The sequence below is a fragment of the Nonomuraea sp. NPDC051941 genome, assembly GCF_044593615.1.
This window is the reverse complement of record NZ_JBIUCF010000011.1, coordinates 166,287-185,622: the sequence shown is the minus strand read 5'-3', so window position 1 is coordinate 185,622 and position 19,336 is coordinate 166,287. Positions and strand designations below refer to the sequence as shown.

Below are 19,336 nucleotides of genomic sequence, written 5' to 3'. Positions count from 1 at the left end.
GTCTCGGCCTCTCCTCCTGGCGGCGCCGCCGGGGTAGACCTGCGAGGAGCTTTACATAAAGTGGCAGCCATTCTCGACAAGATCCTACGTGCCGGCGAAGGTAAGATCCTGCGCAAGCTCAAGCGGATCGCAGACCAGGTCAACTCCATCGAGGACGACTTCACGAGCCTGTCCGACGCGGAGTTGCGTGCGCTGACGGATGAGTTCAAGCAGCGCCATGCAGACGGTGAAACGCTCGACGATCTGCTTCCCGAGGCGTTCGCGACCGTGCGCGAGGCGGCCCGCCGCGTGCTCGGCCAGCGGCCCTACGACGTGCAGATCATGGGCGGCGCCAACCTCCATCTGGGCAACATCTCGGAGATGAAGACAGGTGAGGGCAAGACCCTCACCTGTACGCTTCCGGCGTACCTCAACGCCATCTCCGGCAAGGGCGTCCACGTCATCACGGTCAACGACTACCTGGCCAAGCGTGACGCCGAGACCATGGGCCGCATCCACCGGTTCCTCGGCCTCGAGGTCGGCTGCATCATCGCCAACCAGCAGCCCGACGAGCGGCGCAAGCAGTACGAGGCCGACATCACGTACGGCACCAACAACGAGTTCGGCTTCGACTACCTGCGCGACAACATGGCGTGGTCGCTCGAGGAGTGCGCACAGCGCGGCCACAACTTCGCGATCGTCGACGAGGTCGACTCCATCCTGATCGACGAGGCCCGTACGCCGCTGATCATCTCCGGCCCCGGCGAGCAGTCGGGCAAGTGGTACCAGGAGTTCGCCAAGATCGTGCCCCGCCTGCGCAGGGGCGTGGAGGCGAAGAACCCGGGCGAGGAGAGCACCGGCGACTACATCGTCGACGAGAAGAAGCGCACGGTCGGCATCCTGGAGGCCGGTGTCGAGAAGGTCGAGGACTGGCTCGGCATCGACAACCTCTACAAGCCCGAGCACACCCACCTCGTCGGCTTCCTGAACAACGCGCTCAAGGCCAAGGAGCTGTTCAAGAAGGACAAGGACTACATCGTCGCCGACGGCGAGGTCCTGATCGTCGACGAGTTCACCGGCCGCATCCTGCACGGGCGCCGCTACAACGAGGGCATGCACCAGGCCATCGAGGCCAAAGAGAGCGTGAAGATCAAGGACGAGAACCAGACTCTCGCCACGGTCACCCTGCAGAACTACTTCCGCCTCTACACCAAGCTGAGCGGAATGACCGGTACGGCCGCGACCGAGGCCAACGAGTTCCACCAGACGTACAAGCTGGGTGTCGTCCCGATCCCGACCAACCGGCCGATGGTCCGCAAGGACCAGGCGGACGTGGTCTACAAGACCGAGGACGCCAAGTTCGACGCGGTGGTCCAGGACATCAAGGAGCGCTACGAGGCCGGCCAGCCGGTGCTCGTCGGCACGACCTCGGTGGAGAAGTCCGAGCGGCTGTCCAAGGCGCTCAAGCGCCGCGGCGTGCAGCACGAGGTGCTCAACGCGAAGAACCACGCGCGTGAGGCGTCGATCATCGCCGAGGCCGGGCGCAAGGGCGCGGTCACCGTCGCCACCAACATGGCCGGTCGAGGCACCGACATCATGCTCGGCGGCAACTCCGAGTTCCGCGCCGACCTCGAGCTGCGCCAGCGCGGCCTCGACCCGGTCGAGACGCCGGAGGAGTACGAGAAGGCCTACCCCGAGGCGCTGGAGAAGGCCAGGGCGGCGGTCAAGGCCGAGCACGACGAGGTCACCTCGCTCGGCGGCCTCTACGTTCTCGGCACCGAGCGCCACGAGTCGCGCCGCATCGACAACCAGCTCCGCGGCCGCTCCGGCCGTCAGGGCGACCCCGGTGAGTCGCGGTTCTACCTGTCGCTCGGCGACGACCTCATGCGCCTGTTCAACTCGGCCAGGGTCGAGATGATCATGACCAGGCTGCAGATCCCCGACGACCAGCCGATCGAGTCGGGCATCGTCTCCAAGGCCATCGCCTCCGCCCAGCACCAGGTCGAGCAGCAGAACTTCGAGATCCGCAAGGAAGTTCTGAAGTACGACGAGGTCATGGACCGCCAGCGCAAGGTCATCTACGCCGAGCGCCACCGCGTGCTGGAGGGCGCCGACCTGCACGAGCAGGTGCGCGGCTTCGTCGGCGAGGTGATCGACGGCTACGTGCAGGGCGCCACGTCCGAGGGCTTCGCCGAGGAGTGGGACCTCGACAAGCTGTGGAAGGCGTTCGGGGAGCTTTACCCGATCTCGATCAAGATCGAGGACCTCGTCGAGGAGGCCGGCTCTCGCGAAGAGCTGTCCGCCGAGTTCATCTCCGAGAAGGTCAAGGCCGACGCGCTCGAGGCGTACGCCAGGCGCGAGGAGGAGTTCGGCCCCGAGACCACGCGCGACCTGGAGCGCCGCGTGATCCTCTCGGTCCTCGACCGGAAGTGGCGCGAGCACCTGTACGAGATGGACTACCTGCGCGAGGGCATCGGCATGCGGGCCTACGCGCAGAAGGACCCCAAGATCGAGTACGCCCGCGAGGGCTTCGAGATGTTCGCCGCGATGCTCGAGGGCATCAAGGAGGACTCGGTCGGGTTCCTGTTCAACCTCGAGGTGGAGGTGCAGGAAAACCCGATCGTCGAGGAGGAGGACGCGGCCATCGCGGAGACCCGCTCGATCATCGCGCGCGGGCTGCGCGGGCCTGAGCGCCCGGCCGAGCTCGAATACTCCGCGCCCGGCGAGCAGGGCGAGGTCGAGCACACCCGCGTCCGCACCACTTCGGCGGAGCGGGCCGCGTACGGAAACGTGGAGCGCAACGCGCCCTGCCCGTGCGGGTCGGGCAAGAAGTACAAGCGCTGCCACGGCGATCCCAAGAACGCCGCCTGACGCTTCTTTTTGAGACCCCCACCTCGTGTGGGGGTCTCTCTTTTTCTGCGTCTTTTCTGCGCCTTTTTATGCTGTTTCAAAGTCGGTGCAGAGCCATTGGACGCCTCTCCGTTCGAGACGTATCGCCAGGACGCGGTTGCGGTCGCCACAGTGCACCAGCATGCACATCTCCACGGCGCCGTCCCTGGGCTCCTTGACGTGCACGCTGCCGGCGAACGGGGGGCGGCTGGTCTTGATCATCTTGCCTGCCTGGACCAGCTCTCGGTAGGCGCGAGCTGTGAGCTTGTCGGCCACGGTCTCCGGCGGGCGGCGGCCCGCGAGCACCTCTGCCAGCGCCTGGCCGAGGTGGCGCAGCTTGCGCTCATCGGGGATGGACCCGGGCGGACCCCATACGAGGGGGTGCGGGTCGAGGGCCAGGGTGCCGTGGATTTCCGGGGGTGCGATTTCCGATGTCGGCTGCTCTTCGTCGTAGGGGGGTTCGGGGGTGGGGGTGACGCCGATGCGGGGGGTTGTTGACACGCATCCTCCAAATTCTTGGACGAAGAAAGAATCGTTATAAGGAGTTTTCGGTCTGGGCTAGGAATACAAATGCCGCCAACTTCTCCTGGGGGTGACTGGGTTTGTCCGTCTTTGATGGAGAAGATTTTTGGAAGTTGGATCCCCTTGGGGTGGGGGTGGGTGGCTATTCCGGACGTGATTGGCTTGGTTGCGGGCGCCCCAAACCCTTTTGGGCATGCGCGTAGTGGGATGGTGGTCGTCCCTTTTTCGGGCGCGCGAGTGGGCTCCCGCCGTTGGTTGGCGCTGGGCGCGGCCGTGGGGCGTCTCGCTGACGCGGCGCTTTGGAGGGCTGGGCGGGGCGAGGCACGTGGGGCGGCGGTGTGGCGCTGCGGCGGGGTGGCCTGGGGCTCGTGGGGCTCGCTCGCGGGGCGTTTGGCCGGGCGGTGGCCGGGGGCTGGGAGGGCGTGTCGTCCGTGGCGCGGTGGTCGTGGGGCTGCGTGGGCGTCCCGTCTATGGCGCCCGAGCGGGGCTGTGGTGGGTGTCGTGTTCCCGCCGTTGGTTGGGCGCCGGGCGCGGCCGTGGGGCGTCTCTGTGGGTGGGTGGAGCGGCTTGGGGCGGGGGTGTGGTGGGAGGTTAGGTTTCGCCTGAGTCGAGGTCGGGTTCAGGTTCGCGGCCCGGTGTGAGGATGTTGAGTTTGCGGATGAGGAAGGTGAAGACGGCGTAGTAGACGACGCCGTAAATCACCCCCAAGATCAGGATCCCGGGCAAATTCTGGGTGTTCGACTTGCTGGCGTTCAGGAGCATGTCGAGCAGGCCGGCGGAGAAGCCGAATCCCAGTTGTCCGCCGATCAACGTGGTCAGGGCCATGGCCAGGCCGGTCAGGATGGCGTGCACTACCAGGAGCAGGGGGGCCACGAAGATGAAGGCGAACTCGATCGGCTCCGTGATCCCCGTGACGAACGACGCCAGGGCGGCCGAGAGCATGATGCCGCCCACCGTGGCGCGGCGGTGGGGTGGGGCGGCGCGCCACATGGCGAGGGCGGCGGCGGGCAGGGCGAACATCATGATGGGGAAGAAGCCGGCCATGAACTGGCCGGCGTGCGGGGCGCCGCCGAAGTAGCAGTTCCAGTCCCCGCCCAGCACCCGGCCGCCCACCTCGCACTGCGGCACCACGTACCAGACGACGGAGTTGACGAAGTGGTGCAGGCCGAGGGGGATGAGCAGGCGGTTGATGAGGCCGTAGATGCCGGTGCCGATCGGGCCGATGGCGGCCAGGGCCTCGCCGGCGTGGCGGATCCACTCGCCGATCACCGGCCAGAGCCAGCCGAAGACCACGCCGATGAGCAGGGCCACGATGGAGGTGATGATGGGGACGAATCGGCGACCGCCGAAGAAGGCCAGCCAGGACGGCAGCTTGATGCGGTGGAAGCGCTGCCAGAGGAGGGCGGCGACCAGGCCCATGACGATGCCGCCGAGGACCTTGGTCGGGTTCTGCATGCCGTAGTTGATGATCTCCTTGATGCCCTGGGCCTGGGCCTCCTTGATGAGGACGGTGTCGCGGATGTCGGAGCCGAAGAACATCACCTTGGTCACCCGGTCGAAGACCAGGTAGCCGACCACGGCGGCCAGGGCGGTGGAGCCGTCGGCCTTGCGGGCGAAGCCGATCGCCACTCCCACGGCGAACAGCAACGGCAGGTTCTCGAACAGCGCCGCGCCGGCCGCGGCCAGCACCTCGGCGACCTGGTTCATCCAGGCGAACCCGGCCACGTCCGCCAGGCCGCCCGGCTCGGCGCCGTTGGAGCCGAGCATGTCGGGCTGGCCGAAGCGCAGCAGCAGGGCGGCGGCGGGCAGGGCGGCGATGGGCAGCATGAGGGAGCGGCCCAGCCGCTGGAGCACGGTCATCACGCGAGCGAACGGCGAAGGCCGGGCGGCGGTGGTCTCGTTCACCGGGCGTTCCTCCGAGCCGGGTGAGGCCTCAGCCCCGTCTTACGGGCATTTCCAGGATGGTGCGCAACTGGTAGCGATCCGCACGATACGTGGACACGCCCAGCTCCGCACAGACGCCGCCGGCGAACGACCTGCGCTGCAGCAGCAGTACGGCGCCGCCGCGCGGGAGCTTCAGCAGGTCCGCGTCGCTCGGGTCGGCGATGCCGCCGTCGATGGTGAGCTCGCCGGCGTCCATGACCAGGCCGTAGCGGCTCTCCAGCAGCTCATAAAGTGATTTATCCGACAAGTCGTGGGAACCCAGGTCGGGGGCGAGCTTGACCGGGATGTGCGCCCGTTCGATGGACAGCGGCTCCCCGTCGGCCATCCGCAGCCGCTCGATGAAGTGCACCTCCTCGCCCGGCTGGATCCCCAGCTCCTTGGCGAGGTGCGCGCTGGCCCGCACGATCCGGCGATCGAGGTCGCGCGAGCCCGGGATCATGCCCCGCGCCCTCATGTCGTCGGTGAACGACGTCAGCTGCAGCGCCAGCTCGATCTTGGGCCGGGCGACGAACGTCCCCTTGCCCGGCACCCGGTGCAGGCGACCCTCGGACACGAGGTGGTCGACGGCCTGCCGTACGGTCATCCTGGACAGGCCGAAGCGCTGGCAGAGCTCGCGCTCGGACGGGATGGCCGCCCCGATGCTCAGCTCGTCGCTGTCGATGAGGTCCAACAGGATCTCGCGGAGCTGGAAATACTTGGGCACCGGGCTGTCCGGATCGATGTGCGCCACGGATCCTCCCCTCGATCGCGACCTTGGCAATGGGTTATGGTTCGTACTGGTCTAGTCCGGACTAGACCACATGTCGCGAAAGACGGTCAAGTCCGCGTCGCAGTCGATCAAGGAAAGAGCCCGAGATGACCACGAAGATGCGCAGCGAGATCGCCGAGCAGCCGGCCGCGCTGCGGGCCACCCTGGACTCCCTGCTGCCGAGGGTCGACGAGGTGAGAGCAGTGGGCGAGCAGACTCGCCAGCTGCTGTTCATCGCGCGCGGTACCTCTGACAATGCTGCAGTTTATGGGCGATACCTGGTCGAATCACACGCGGGCCGCCTGGCCGCGCTGGCCGCGCCCTCGATCGCCACGACGTACAAGCGCAAGCTGGACCTGGACGGGGTGCTGGCCGTCGCGATCTCGCAGTCGGGGCGCACCGAGGAGATCGTCGAGACGCTGGCCTGGGCCAAGGACTGCGGGGCCAGGACCGTCGGCATCACGAACGGCGGCGAGCAGAGCCCCCTCGCGCAGGCCGCCGACGTGGCCCTGTGCACGGTCGCCGGCGAGGAGAAGGCCGTTCCCGCGACCAAGACGTACACGACGCAGCTCGCGGCCCTGGCGGTGCTCGCGCTGGGCCTGGGCGCCGATGTTGACGCGGAGGACCTGCGGCGGGTGCCCGAGGCGGTGGAGAAGCTGATCACCGAGCCGGGCGACCTGGAGGCCGTGGTCGAGGGCCTGCTGGACAAGCCGGGCGTGGTCGTGTCCGGGCGCGGGCTGGCGTTCTCGACGGCCCTGGAGACGGCGCTGAAGCTCAAGGAGGCCTGCTACCTGCACGCCATGGGCCTGTCCTACGCCGACCTGCTGCACGGCCCCATCGCCGTGGTCGACGCCGACACGCCCGCGCTGCTGGTCGCCGCCGAGAACAGCCCGACCCTGTCCGGTACGGTCGCGCTGGCCGAGCGGGTGGTGGCCGCGGGCGCGGCGGCGTACACGATCGGTGGCGGCGACGCGCTCGCACGGGCGGGCACCGCCGCGCTGAACGGCCCCGACCTGCCCGAGTGGGTGGCTCCAATGGGGTTGATCGTGCCCGGTCAGCTGCTCACCGAGGCGCTGGCCCGCAGGCTCGGCATCGACCCCGACGCGCCGCGCGGGCTGAACAAGGTCACCCAGACCGACTGAAATAGCCTGGTCACAAGAGCTCTAGGGAGGGCCGGATGGCGGCTGACGCGAACGCGATCATCGCCGGTTTGGGCGGGGCCGACAACATCATCGAGATCGAGCCCTGCATCACCCGGTTGCGCACGGAGGTGCACGACGCGTCCAAGGTCGATCAGGCCGCCCTCAGGGCGGCGGGCGCGCACGGCGTGATGGCCGCGGGGAACGTGGTCCAGGTCGTCGTCGGGCCGGAGGCGGACACCATCGCCAGCGACATCGAGGACATCATCGGCTAAGGGCGAGACCATGACGACTGTTCTCGCCCCGGTTGAGGGGGCAGCTGTGGGGTTGGCCGCCGTGCCCGACCCGGTGTTCTCCGCGGGGCTGGTCGGGCCGGGGGCCGCGATCGACCCGCTGCGCGGGCCGGGCAAGGCCGTAGCCCCCATTGCTGGAAAAATCATGAAACTGCATCCGCACGCGTACGTCATCGTCGGAGACGACGGCAGAGGCGTCCTGGTGCACCTGGGCATCGACACGGTCCAGCTCAAAGGCCAGGGGTTCGAGCTCCTGGCCGCCGAGGGCGACCGCGTGAGCGCCGGTCAGCCCGTCGTGGCCTGGGACCCGGCGGTCATCGAGGCGGGCGGCCGCTCGCCGGTCTGCCCGGTCGTCGCGCTCGACGCCCTCTCCGGGTCCGTGACCGAGGTCGCGGAGGGGGCGGTTCACGCGGGGGACGAGCTCTTCCGATGGGAATAGCTCCGGAGCGAGCGTGTTCGCCGAGACGGCAGAATGTACACGCGCTATCGCACGAGGGTCCGGCTGGTCTGGACCGGCACCAGAAGGAGGAGTAATGGGTGAGCGCAAGGTCACCGTGGCGGCGGAAGTGGGGCTGCACGCCCGGCCCGCCGCGACGTTCGTCCAGCGGGCGAAGAAGGCCCCCATGGACATCACGGTGACGAAGTCCCACGGCAGCCAGCAGGTCAACGGCAAGAGCATCCTCGCGATCATGGCCCTGGACGTCAGGCAGGGCGAGACCGTCGTGATCAGCGCGGAGGGCGAGGGGTCGGAAGAGGTCCTCGACGAGCTGGCCGCGATCGCCGCGGCGCCATGAACCTGCGGGGGGTCGGGGTCAGCCCGGGCATCGGGCACGGCCCCGCGTACGTGCTGACCGTCTCCGTGCCCGAACCCCCCGAGGGCGCCACCTACACCGGTGAGGCGGATCAGGAGAAGGAGCGCGCGATGGCCGCGCTCACACAGGTCGCGGGAGAGTTGGAGGCCCGGGGGAACCAGGCGGGCGGCGAGGCCGAGGAGATCCTCAAGGCCCAGGCGCTGATGGCCGAGGATCCCGGGCTGGTCGTCAAGGTGCGAACGTTGATCGACCGCGGCCTGGCCGCCCCGAGGGCGGTTTTTGAAGCTTTCACGAAATATCGGCACGTACTGGCTGGGTCCGGGGGCTACCTGGGCGAGCGGGCCGCCGACCTCGACGACATCAGGGACCGCGTGATCGCGCTGCTCTACGGGCACGCCATGCAGGGGCTCCCGGTCGCGCCCGAGGAGCCGTACGTGCTGGTCGCCAGGGACCTCGCGCCCGCCGACACGGCGATGCTGCGCAAGGAGGACGTCGCCGCGTTCGTCACCCAGGAGGGCGGCCCCACCAGCCACACCGCGATCATGGCCAGGGCGATGGGCGTGCCCGCCGTCGTGGCCTGCCCGGGCGCGCTGGAGATCCCGCCGGGCGTCCGGGTGATGGCCGACGGCACGTCGGGAGACGTACGCGTCGAGCCGGCCGAGTCCGACGTGGCAGAGGCGGTCGGCGCGGACGCCGCGCGGCAGGCGGCGATCGCCGCGGCGAAGGGACCGGGCAGGACCGCCGACGGGCACCCGGTTCCGCTGCTCGCCAACATCGGCGGCCCCGCGGACCTCGACGACGCCGTCAACGCCGGGGCCGAGGGGATCGGGCTCTACCGCACCGAGTTCCTCTTCCTTGACAGGACCGAGCCGCCGTCCACGGAGGAGCAGCGGCGGGCCTACCGCGCGGCGCTGGAGGCGTTCCCCGGCGGCAAGGTGGTCGTGCGGACCCTGGACGTGGGCGCGGACAAGCCGCTGGCGTTCCTGCCCGGGCCCGCCGAGCCGAACCCGGCGCTCGGTGAGCGGGGGCTGCGCAGGTTCAGGAGATTCCCCGACGTCATGGCAGCACAGCTCGGCGCGCTCGCGGCCGTCGCCTCCGAACGGCTCCAGGTGATGGCGCCGATGGTGGCCACGGCCGAGGAGGCCGCGTGGTTCGCGCAGGAGTGCCGGGCCAGGGGCCTGACGAACGTGGGCGCGATGGTCGAGGTCCCGTCGGCCGCGCTGCGCGCCCGCGAGTTGCTCACCCGGGTGGACTTCGTCTCGATCGGCACCAACGACCTCGCCCAGTACGCCTACGCCGCGGACCGCCAGGTCGGCGCCGTGAGCGCGCTGCACGACCCGTGGCTGCCCGCGCTGCTGGACCTGGTCGCCATGACCGCGGCCGCCGCCGCGAGAGCGGGCAAGCCGTGCGGCGTCTGCGGCGAGTCGGCCGCCGACCCGGCGCTGGCCTGCGTGCTCGTCGGGCTCGGGGTCTCCTCGCTGTCGATGGGCGCCGCGGCGCTGCCCGCCGTACGCGCCGTGCTGGCCGCGCACACGCTCGAGCAGTGCGAGCGGGCCGCCGAGGCCGCGCGGGCGCAGACGACGGCGGCGCAGGCGCGTGCGGCGGCCCGTGTGCACCTGTCCGGGCTCACCCGGCTGGGGCTGTAACCGGGTCCACATCCGGCCGTCTTGGTAAAGGGACGGTCTGGTGTGGGTTGTCTCATGGATACCTTTGGAGGCATGCTTCGACGGATCGGTACGGCAGGCCTCCTCGCGATCGCTCTGACAGCCTGCGGCGCAGGCGGCAGCCCGGCGGGTGCGACCCCGACCGGAGGAGGCAAGGCCGCACCGCCCGCGCAGACCCCGCAGACGACGCCTCCGCAGGCGACGCCGCAGAGCCCGCCGCAGGCGCGGCCGGGCGCCGTCGAGCGCGTCCTGGCGAAGATGAGCGTCGAGGAGAAGGTCGGCCAGCTCTTCATGCCCGTCCTGTACGGCACCGCGGCCGACACGGTGTCGGGCGAGAACCAGGCCAGGTACGGCGCCCAGACCCCGGCCAAGGTGATCGCGAAGTACCACCTCGGCGGTGTGATCCTCTTCCCGCACAACATCAAGGGCGTCGGCCAGGTCGTCGGCCTCACCAACGGCCTGCAGCGCGCGTCCGCGGACGTCCCGCTCCTGATCGGCACCGACCAGGAGAACGGCCTGGTGGCCAGGATGTCCGCGCTCATGACCGACTTCCCCGGAGCCGCCCGGATCGGCGCCACCAAGGACCCCGACCGGGCGCGGGCCGTGGCCAGGGCCACCGGTGAGGAGCTGCGCGCGCTCGGCGTCAACCTCGACTTCGCCCCGGTCGCCGACGTGAACGTGAACCCCAAGAACCCGGTCATCGGCCCCCGGGCCTACGGCAACGACCCCGCGCGGGTGGCGAAGATGGTCGCGGCGGCGGTCAAGGGGTTCGGCGAGGCGAAGGTGGCCGCCACCGCCAAGCACTTCCCCGGCCACGGTGACACCGACGTCGACAGCCACACGGGGCTGCCGGTGATCAAGCACACGAAGGCTCAGTGGGAGAAGATCGACGCGCCGCCGTTCAGGGCGGCGATCGACGCGGGCGTGGACGCCGTGATGAGCGCCCACCTCGTCTTCCCCAAGCTCGACCCGTCGGGCGACCCGGCCACGCTGTCCAAGCCCATCCTGACCGGCCTGCTGCGGCAGAAGCTCGGCTTCAAGGGCGTGATCTCCACCGACGCGCTCAACATGGAGGGCGTGCGCAAGAAGTACAACGACGGGGAGATCGCTGTGCGGGCCGTGCTGGCCGGGGCCGACCTGCTGCTCATGCCGAACGACCTGCCGAAGGCCTACCAGGCGGTGGTGGCGGCGGTGAGGTCGGGCCGGATCTCCAAGGACCGGCTCGACCAGTCCGTCACCAGGCTGCTCACGCTCAAGCAGGCCAAGGGCTACCTGCCCGAGGCCCCCGCCGCCGACGCGGAGAGGGCGGCCGGCGTGCTGCGCTCCACGGCGCACCGCAAGCTGGCCGCCCAGGTCACGCGCTAGCTAGTGCGCGCCGCGCAGGCCGCTGGCGATGAACATCCCGGCCAGCATGGCGAACAGGAACGCCTGTAGAAACTGGATGAACATCTCGAACGCGGTCATCACGATCGTCATCAGCACGCCGAGGACGCCGAGCCCCGCGCCCAGCGGGGTGAGCCGCTCGAACAGGAACCAGAAGCCCACCGAGCTGAAGAAGGCCACGAGGATGTGGCCGGCGAACATGTTCGCGAACAACCGCACGAAGTGGGTGAACAACGACGTGATGAACACCTCGGCCAGGATCAGCGGGGCATAGAGGCCGTACGCCCAGCCGGGCAGGCCCGGGAGGTGCACGATGCCCCTCAGGTAGCCGCGCACGCCGTGGTGCCGGACGCCGAGGTAGACCTTGATGCCGTACACGATGAGCGCCAGCACCAGGGGGAAGGCGATGTGCGCGGCGACGGGGAACTGGATGAGCGGGACGATGCCCATCAGGTTCCAGATGAGCACGGTCAGGAAGGTCGTGAGGAGGAAGCCCATCCATCGGTCGGAGTCGGCGCCGAGGCTGGGCCGGGCGATCTGGTCGCGTACGAACAGGTACGCGTACTCGCCGATGCTCTGCCAGCCGCGTGGGATGATCTTCGGCTTGGCGAACGCGGCCCAGCACAGGGCGATGGCGATGACCGAGCTGAGCAGGGCGATGAGGACCGGTTTGGTGAACCATTCCGGGCCGCCGGGAAAGATCGGCGCGAACTCGAAGAGTTCCAGTCCCGGGGCGGTCCATCGGTCGGGGGAGGTGATCAGGATCGTCGTCCGCACGGCGGTCCTTTCTGGGTAGCGACTATCGCTGGAAGCACACCTTAACTGGATATATCGGGCGACCTTTTTATAGGGTTTTAACGGTTTATAAGTGCCGGTGACGTTCTATTCTGGAACGGTGCTTACGGGTGTGCTCATCGACTGGGGCGGGGTGCTGACGACCAGCCTTTCCGACTCCATCGCGCGCTGGATCGCGGCGGACAGGATCGACGGCGACCACTACCGCCACGTGATGCGGAAGATGGTCGACCACGCTTACGGCGACGGTGTCGGCGAAAGCGTCGTCCACGCGCTGGAAAGGGGCGAGATCGACGGCTCCGCCTTCGAGCGCGACCTCGCCGCTCGGCTGCTGACCGTCGACGGGGTGCCGCCCGTGGCCGAGGGGCTGCTGGAGCGGATGTTCGCGGGATTCGAACGCGTTGACGCAATGTACGACATGCTCCGCGACGTACGGGAAAATGGTGTCAAAACGTGTTTGGTATCTAACTCTTGGTCAAATGAGTATCCCCGCGCCGACTGGGACGAGCTCTTCGACGCGGTCGTGATCTCCGGCGAGGTCGGCATGCGCAAGCCCGAGCCGCGCATCTACCACCACGCGGTCGAGCTGATCGGCCTGGCCTGCGAGGAGTGCGTGTTCATCGACGACATCGAGGCCAACATCCTGGCCGCCCGCGCGCTCGGCATCGCCGGCATTCATCACAAAGATGCCAACTCGACCATCGAGGAACTCGAGTCTCTCCTCCGTCTCACGCTGCGACGGGCATGATAGAGCCCTTGCACGCTGAGATGTGGCCGCCGCCGAGTGCGGACCTCCATCTCGGCACGCCGAGCTGAGCTCGGCCAGAAAGAAAGCACGAAAGGTTCGTCATGCGCGTCTATCTGCCGTGCACTCTCCCGGCACTGGCCCAGGCGGTCGAGTCGGGAGAGCTGGGTCCGGCCCCGCTGACCGGCTACGCGGTGACCCCCGCGCTGACCGAGTGGTACGCCTCGGGTGACACCGAGGAGCTCGAATACGTGGCGCTCACCGAGGCGGCCCGCGCGTCGCTGCGGATGCTGGCCGCCGACCGCGCCGACGGCGCCGAGACCGCGTTCCGGCGCGTGGTGGTCGCCGCCGAGGTGCGGGAGCGCTCGGTCGCCGCCGGAGTCGACCTGGAGGAACGGGCGAGAGTACGCCTCGCCGACCCGATCCCGCTGGCCAAGGTGGCCGCGGTGCACATCGACGACCACGAGGCGATCACCGACATCGAGGCCGCCGTCGCCGCGCTGCCGGCCGCGGACGAGGGCGACGACGACGCGAGATTCACCGTGGACGGGGCCGAGGCGCACGAGCTCATGTGGTATGCCACGCAGGAGATTTCCGACCTTCTGCGATCATAACAACGACGTTACATCGATCACACTTCCTTGACCGTTTGAAGCCGGGCCTCGCTAGTGTCGCGATCTAGCAAGTGTTGTTTACGCAAGGAGTCGGTCCAAGTGAAGCTTCGAGTTGCCGCTACTGTCCTGGGAGCCGTCGCGGCGGTCCTCCTGGCGGGCGCGCCCGCGCACGCCCAGGCCAAGCCGGGCGACCACAAGGACCCGGCCAAGTCGGGATGCTGGAACTCGGCCAAGGTGGTCAAGACCGGCAACATCAAGAGCCGCCTCGACGGCAACGTCGGGACGATCAAGCTCTGGTGGTCCGGCAAGTGCAAGACCAACTGGGTCGAGATCCGCACGGCCTCCTCGGCGACCGGCACCATCAGCGTCTACGCCGCCGACGGCCGCTACGACCAGTTCCGCTTCAAAGCGGGCAACAAGGGCCGGCACTGGGGCAACATGATCTGGGCCAACAACATGTGCGCCTGGGGCAGTGCCTCGATCCAGTGGAACGGCGGCCGCGGAGGCCAGAACGGCTCCGGCGCCACCGCGAAGGCCTGCGGCTAGCTCTCCCTCCAGGGGCCGTGGCCGGATGGTCGCGGCCCTTGCGCTGGGCGTTCATCGAAACGTCACACGTGCCGTCTAAGCTTGTCGCAACATGACAAAGCACATCATCTGGGATTGGAACGGCACGCTCTTCCACGACATCGACGCCGTGGTGGGGGCCACCAACGAGGTCTTCAAGCCGTACGAGCTTCCTGAGATGACCGCCGACGGTTTCCGCGCGGTCTACACCCGGCCCATCTGGGTCGCCTACGAGCGCATGCTCGGCCGCCCCCTGACCGAGGGGGAGTGGGAGCTGCTCGACGACGGGTTCCACGAGCACTACTTCCGGCTGAGCGACGCCTGCGCGCTGGCCGCCGACGCAGAGCTGGTCCTCGCGAACTGGACGGGCACCCAGTCGCTCTGCTCGATGGCGCCGCACGCGCACCTCGTGCCCAAGGTCGACTCGTTCGGCATCACCCGGCACTTCACCCGCGTCGACGGGCTGCTGGGCACCACAGGCGGCGAGAAGGCCGCGCACATGACGGCACACATCACGGCCCTCGGGATCGATCCTGCCGAGGTCCTGGTGATCGGCGACAGCGTGGACGACGGGCTCGCCGCGCGGCACGTGGGGGCCAGGGCGGTGCTGTACACGGGCGGGATGACGACCCGCGCCGAGCTGGCGAGCATCGGCTTTCCCGTGGTCGACACGCTGTCGGACGCGCTGAATTTCGCGTAAGACTCCAGCCGTAGATGGCAACCTTGCTGGTTGAGGCGAACCTGAGCACCCTGTCGCTGTGGAGTTCAAACCGCACTGGTGTGATGCATTGCTCAAGTGTTCTACGTAGCAGGATCTAAAAAAGGTAACCTAGCGCTCACTTAGAGTGAAGTCCGGAGCGGCGAGGCAGGGTTGCTGGTGAGGCGGAGACTGCTGCTGGCCAAGGGGCAAACCGCCCGAACGGCGTGTGCTCGCGTGCCGCTGCGCGGTGGCGTGGAGGAAAAGACCGGCGAGGTGCTGTCCGCGGCGGTGCTGGCCGAGCGGGTCGGTTGGTGCGCCGCGTTGGTGTCCGGGATCGCCGCGCGGCTGCTTGCCGAGCACTGGGTGGGCGCCGACGTTGCCTTGCTCGCGGGAGGGCTGGACGCCGGCGGGCGGAGGCTGCCGTCGAACGCGTGGATGGCGATGCGTCGGCTGGGCTGGACGGCGGGCGCGCCGGAGGGCGTGACGGTCAACGACCGGATTGTGCGTATGGCCCAAGAACAGGCTGGACGCCTGCTGCGCGCTGCAAACTGGCGGGTTCAGCTCACCGCCGGCGTGCTGGCCACTTGGCCCGCCGATGTGCGCAAGCGCACCGCTGAGGAATGGGAGCAGGTGCGCGCCGCGATCCCCGGCGGAGGGCACCTGCCTTCAGGCGTGATCAAGGCCCGTACCCGGCAGATCGCCACCTACCTGCGGGCCGGCGGACGGCTGCCGACCGATGTGTTCGAGCTGGAACACCCACCTCGGACGGCGCGAATGCTCCTGCTGGCCGCCTGCGACCGCCAGCAGGCCACCATCGAGCGCAGCGACGCCGACCCGCGGAGGGCGCTGCTACGGCTGCAACTGCCTACCCGCCCAGACCCGCGTAAGTACGCTGATTGGTCGTGGGTGGCCTATCCCGTCATGCTGCCACCCACAATCCCGGCCAACGCGGTGCTGCACCTCCCCACCCTGAGTCTGCATGGTGGGAACGTCCGCGCGGAGGTGGCGTACACCCACGCCGTCCTCCAGGCTCAACACATGGGCCACACCGTCGCGCTTGGCGTGGACTGGGGGCTGAACACGCTTTTGTCAGCAGGGGCGGTGCGGCTCCATGGGGACGGACGCTTGACTGCTCTGGGCGGCGGCGCTCAGTTTCGCGCTGCCGGAGTGCTGGCCAAACAACACCGCCTGCGCCGACACAGCGAGCAGTTGCGCGCCAAGGCGGACCACTACCAGCGCCTGATCGATGGGCGCAGGCCCGATCCGGCACTGGCGGACAAGCGCGCGCTGCTGGCAGAGGAGATCCGGCGTCTGTCCAAGCGCCGCAAGAACCTTAACGACGCTCTCGCGTGGGCAGCCGCCCGGTGGGTGGTCGATCAGTCCATCGCCGCCGAGGCCACGGTCATCTATCTGGAAGATCTGCGCTCGCTGGAAGCCTGCGGGATGGGCCGCACCCTGAACACGCGCCTGTCGCAGCAGGTGCGCGGCCAGATCACTGACCGCGTCCGGAGCATCGCCGCCGAAGTGGGCATCGCGGTGGTGATCGTCCCGGCGAAGAACACATCCCGGCACTGCCCGTACTGCCTGACTGTGCTGCGGCACTGCAAGGCGCCTGACCAGCCGGCGGTCGCCGGGTGGAAATGGGCGAGTTGCCTGGGCTGTGGCTGGCAAGGCGACCGTGACCACGGTGCCTGGCTCCGGATCGCCGCCCGTGGCCTCTCTCACCAGGCCACGACCACCGTGGACCGGGCAACTGGTGGGATGGTTATCCGCTCCGTGAGAGACACGCTTGAAGCTCAGGCGGTCATCGCCTCGCCCGCCTCAAAGACCATCCGGACGGATCGGTCGAAGACCGGACCAACACGACATCGCACTCCACGCCCTGTGCCCAGGCGACGCAGGGCACCCTCCCCAGTACGGTCTGTCGGCCAGGCTGGCCAGCGTCCGGAGGGACTCGAACCAACGGACCGGTCTCGGTTGCCGCGCGCAGCTCACCGGCACCAGGTCGGGATGACGATCAGCACACCCACCAGGCGGCACCAACCGCGAGGGGCGGCATTGGGCGCAGGATTTCACCTGCACGCCCATGCCTCCCCGCCACGGTGGGATACGATCGCAGGTGCTACATCTACCAAGGGTCGCTTAGCTGATTAGAGACGCTGCCATCAACCGCCTTGTGCTGTGGAACATCGACCTCACGCTGGTCGACGTCGCCATCGTGACCAGAGACGCCTACGCGGAGGCGTTCCGCGTCGTCACCGGGCGACCGCTGGTCAAACTCGTGCCCCCGCTGGGGCGTCCAGACTCCGAGATCGTCTTCGAGACGCTCGCCGTCAACGGCATCCTGGCCGAGGACGACCATCTGCCCAAGTTCCTGTCGGCGCTGGCCGTGGCCTTCGCCGACCGGCGCGGGCGGCTGGCCAAGGAGGGACGGGCGCTGCCGGGGGCCAAGGACGCGCTGAAGTCGGTGTCCAGGCTCGACGGCGTGATCCAGACGGTGCTGACCGGGACCATCAGGAGCAACGCCGTGCACAAGCTCAAGGCGTTCGGGCTGGACAAGCACATCGACTTCACGCTGGGCGGGTACGGCGAGGAGGTCTACCCCAAGGCGACGCTGCTGCAGGTGGCGCAGTCCCGGGCCAAGGAGCGCCTGGGCACGCCGTTCACCGCGGCGAACACCGTGGTGATCGGGGACTCCACGCGGGACGTCCAGGCCGCCAAGATCGGCGGCGCGGCGATGATCGGGGTCGCCTCGGGCCGGTCCATGGCGGCAGAGCTGCGCGAGGCGGGGGCCGACGTGGTGCTGCCCGACCTCTCCAACGCCTCCGAGGTCGTCGCCGCCGTGGCGGGCCTCACCTCGCCGGTCGGCCGCACCGCGTAGCATCACGTGCCGGCGTTGCCGAGGCTCTTGAGGAAGCGGGCGGCGGCCGGGGCGGCCACGCCGGCGCCGGTGCCCGCGCCTTCGGCGATGACCGCGAAGGCCAGGTCGCCGCGGTAGCCGATGAACCACGAGTGGGTCGGCGGCTCCTTGCCGGACCCGAACTCCGCCGTGCCCGTCTTGCCGGCCGTGCCCTCGGGGAACTGGACGGCGTGGGCGGTGCCGTCCGTCACCACGGCCGGCATCAGCTTGCGCAGGGCCGCCACCACGCCGTCCTCCAGCGGCTGGGGGTTGGTGGGCTGGGCGTCCGGGATCAGCTCCTCCTTGACGAGGGTCGGGGAGATCCAGGCGCCGGAGGCGATGGCGGCCGCGACCGAGGCCATGTTGAGCGGGCTGGCCAGGACGCGGCCCTGGCCGATGGCGGCGGAGGCGAGGTCCGTGTCGTCCTTCGTGTCCGGGAACTCGGCGCGGACCGCGGGCACGCCGGGGGTGATCGGGGTCCCGAAGCCGAAGCTGCGGGCGACCTGCGCCAGCCGGCCGCCGTTCAGCCGGCCCACGCTCATCTCCCCGAACGTCGTGTTGCACGAATGCGCGAACGCGTCCTGGAACGACAGCGTGCCGAAGTCCTCGAAGTCGGCGTTGTGGAACGGGAAGCCGCCGATGTTCTTCTCGGCGGGGCAGGTGACCTGGCGGGACGGCTCGATCCCGTCCGCGACCAGCGCGGAGGCCGTCACCACCTTGAACGTCGAGCCGGGCGGATACTTGCCGAGCAGGGCCCGGTTGAAGCCCCCCGGCTTGTTCACCACCGCGAGGATCTCGCCGGTCGAGGCGCGCAGCGCCACCAGGGACGCCGGTTCCGACACGTCCTCCAGGGCCTTGGCCCCGGCGCGGTGGACCTTCAGGTCGATGGTGGTCTGGAGCGGGCGGTATCCACTGGCGCGGACGACCGTCTGGATGGGTTTGTCCCCCTCGTACAGGTCGATCCGGGAGCGGGCGGGCTTCTTGAAGCGGTCGGGGAACGTCTGCCTGATGCCCTCCACGAGCTGCTGCACCGAGCCGGGCGCGGACGGCGTGTTGATCGCGGTGCCGTCGGCGGCCAGGACCCGCAGCGGGTCGCCCCGCTGGGAGATCACCCGCAGCGAGCGACCCTTCTTGAGCAGCGGGTGGATGGTGGCCGGCGTCCAGGCCACCTTCCAGGCGCGGTCGCGTTCGACGAGCTTGATCTGGCCGTCGTAGTCCCAGTCCTCCTGGCCGGTCAGTTTGGCCTGGAAGCCGATGTCGTCTCCGTAGGAAGCGAAGACGCCCGACGCCGTGGGGACGTAGAACCGCGCGTCTGTGAGCTTGAGGTCGGTGCGGAAGAGGCGGTGCCAGGTCTCGAAGTCGGCGGGCGGGTCCGCCACCAGGGCGCGCATCCCCGCGTAGTCCTGGGCCGACCACGCCGCCAGATACTTGTCGGCCGTCTCCTTCGGCGAGCCCTCCGTGCGGAGCGCCCATACGACGACTCCCGCCGCGACGACCGGGATCAGGAGCCCCGAAAGGATCCACGGCCAGCGACGCTTTATCCCCCTTTGTGGTGCCATGAGGCAGAGGACACCAGAGGGGCGGCAAGGGTGTCCAATACTGATATGAGCTCCTTACAGATATAAATCTGGATATAGTGGCTGGTC

General features: G+C 69.0%; 17 protein-coding genes and 1 pseudogene. 13 read left to right on the top strand and 5 right to left on the bottom strand.

Annotated features, from left to right (window positions below):
• Positions 1-60: 60 nt before the first annotated feature.
• Positions 61-2,850 carry a preprotein translocase subunit SecA gene (gene secA, locus ACIHFD_RS20515; RefSeq protein WP_397368264.1) on the top strand — a complete coding sequence of 930 codons (2,790 nt, stop codon included), beginning with the start codon at positions 61-63 and terminating at the stop codon, positions 2,848-2,850.
• Positions 2,851-2,916: 66 nt separating this feature from the next.
• On the opposite strand, the gene ACIHFD_RS20510 is transcribed toward secA, so the two are convergent.
• The 3 genes from ACIHFD_RS20510 to ACIHFD_RS20500 all read right to left on the bottom strand — a co-directional run bounded on the left by ACIHFD_RS20510 (position 2,917) and on the right by ACIHFD_RS20500 (position 6,064).
• Positions 2,917-3,369, bottom strand: a complete 453-nt coding sequence (locus ACIHFD_RS20510; protein WP_397368263.1) for an Rv3235 family protein — start codon at positions 3,367-3,369, stop codon at positions 2,917-2,919.
• Positions 3,370-3,981: 612 nt separating this feature from the next.
• A complete protein-coding gene (locus ACIHFD_RS20505) occupies positions 3,982-5,295 on the bottom strand; it encodes a PTS transporter subunit EIIC (RefSeq protein WP_397368262.1) in 1,314 nt (437 codons plus the stop codon).
• A gap of 28 nt (positions 5,296-5,323) precedes the next feature.
• Positions 5,324-6,064 carry a GntR family transcriptional regulator gene (locus ACIHFD_RS20500; RefSeq protein ID WP_350728418.1) on the bottom strand — a complete coding sequence of 247 codons (741 nt, stop codon included), beginning with the start codon at positions 6,062-6,064 and terminating at the stop codon, positions 5,324-5,326.
• 125 nt (positions 6,065-6,189) lie between these two features.
• On the opposite strand from ACIHFD_RS20500, the gene ACIHFD_RS20495 reads away from it, so the two are divergent.
• The 6 genes and pseudogenes from ACIHFD_RS20495 (at position 6,190) to ACIHFD_RS20470 (ending at position 11,355) form a co-directional block, all read left to right on the top strand.
• Complete coding sequence (locus tag ACIHFD_RS20495) at positions 6,190-7,224, top strand: SIS domain-containing protein (RefSeq protein ID WP_350728419.1); 1,035 nt, start codon at positions 6,190-6,192, stop codon at positions 7,222-7,224.
• A 32-nt stretch (positions 7,225-7,256) separates the two neighbouring features.
• Positions 7,257-7,496: pseudogene (locus ACIHFD_RS20490) on the top strand (glucose PTS transporter subunit EIIB); the annotation flags it as partial.
• A gap of 10 nt (positions 7,497-7,506) precedes the next feature.
• Positions 7,507-7,953 (top strand): PTS glucose transporter subunit IIA, encoded by a 447-nt coding sequence (locus ACIHFD_RS20485; protein WP_397368261.1) that lies wholly within the window; start codon positions 7,507-7,509, stop codon positions 7,951-7,953.
• A gap of 94 nt (positions 7,954-8,047) precedes the next feature.
• Positions 8,048-8,308, top strand: coding sequence for an HPr family phosphocarrier protein (locus tag ACIHFD_RS20480; protein ID WP_192790234.1), 261 nt, complete (start codon positions 8,048-8,050; stop codon positions 8,306-8,308).
• Positions 8,305-9,972 (top strand): phosphoenolpyruvate--protein phosphotransferase, encoded by a 1,668-nt coding sequence (gene ptsP, locus ACIHFD_RS20475; protein ID WP_397368260.1) that lies wholly within the window; start codon positions 8,305-8,307, stop codon positions 9,970-9,972. The genes ACIHFD_RS20480 and ptsP overlap by 4 nt, the downstream gene beginning before the upstream one ends.
• 72 nt (positions 9,973-10,044) lie before the next feature.
• Entirely contained in the window at positions 10,045-11,355 is a 1,311-nt protein-coding gene (locus tag ACIHFD_RS20470) for a glycoside hydrolase family 3 N-terminal domain-containing protein (RefSeq protein ID WP_397368259.1), read from the top strand.
• On the opposite strand, the gene ACIHFD_RS20465 is transcribed toward ACIHFD_RS20470, so the two are convergent.
• Positions 11,356-12,150 carry a FoF1 ATP synthase subunit a gene (locus ACIHFD_RS20465; protein WP_350728423.1) on the bottom strand — a complete coding sequence of 265 codons (795 nt, stop codon included), beginning with the start codon at positions 12,148-12,150 and terminating at the stop codon, positions 11,356-11,358.
• A gap of 91 nt (positions 12,151-12,241) precedes the next feature.
• On the opposite strand from ACIHFD_RS20465, the gene ACIHFD_RS20460 reads away from it, so the two are divergent.
• From ACIHFD_RS20460 to ACIHFD_RS20435, 6 genes are all read left to right on the top strand, one after another.
• The gene (locus tag ACIHFD_RS20460) at positions 12,242-12,916 is read left to right on the top strand and encodes an HAD family hydrolase (protein ID WP_397368258.1); all 675 of its coding nucleotides are present in this window, start codon (positions 12,242-12,244) and stop codon (positions 12,914-12,916) included.
• A 101-nt stretch (positions 12,917-13,017) separates the two neighbouring features.
• A complete protein-coding gene (locus ACIHFD_RS20455; protein WP_397368257.1) occupies positions 13,018-13,527 on the top strand; it encodes a DUF6912 family protein in 510 nt (169 codons plus the stop codon).
• Positions 13,528-13,626: 99 nt separating this feature from the next.
• Positions 13,627-14,073: a DUF2690 domain-containing protein gene (locus ACIHFD_RS20450; protein ID WP_397368256.1), complete on the top strand. Its 447-nt coding sequence runs from the start codon at positions 13,627-13,629 to the stop codon at positions 14,071-14,073.
• Positions 14,074-14,164: 91 nt separating this feature from the next.
• Positions 14,165-14,791 (top strand): HAD family hydrolase, encoded by a 627-nt coding sequence (locus ACIHFD_RS20445; protein WP_397368255.1) that lies wholly within the window; start codon positions 14,165-14,167, stop codon positions 14,789-14,791.
• 252 nt (positions 14,792-15,043) lie between these two features.
• Positions 15,044-16,945: a zinc ribbon domain-containing protein gene (locus ACIHFD_RS20440; protein WP_397368254.1), complete on the top strand. Its 1,902-nt coding sequence runs from the start codon at positions 15,044-15,046 to the stop codon at positions 16,943-16,945.
• A 22-nt stretch (positions 16,946-16,967) separates the two neighbouring features.
• Positions 16,968-17,672, top strand: coding sequence for a haloacid dehalogenase-like hydrolase (locus tag ACIHFD_RS20435; protein ID WP_350728428.1), 705 nt, complete (start codon positions 16,968-16,970; stop codon positions 17,670-17,672).
• Between the two features lie 2 nt (positions 17,673-17,674).
• Here ACIHFD_RS20435 and ACIHFD_RS20430 read toward each other — a convergent pair whose 3' ends face one another.
• Positions 17,675-19,249 carry a penicillin-binding transpeptidase domain-containing protein gene (locus ACIHFD_RS20430; protein ID WP_397368253.1) on the bottom strand — a complete coding sequence of 525 codons (1,575 nt, stop codon included), beginning with the start codon at positions 19,247-19,249 and terminating at the stop codon, positions 17,675-17,677.
• Positions 19,250-19,336: the final 87 nt, after the last annotated feature.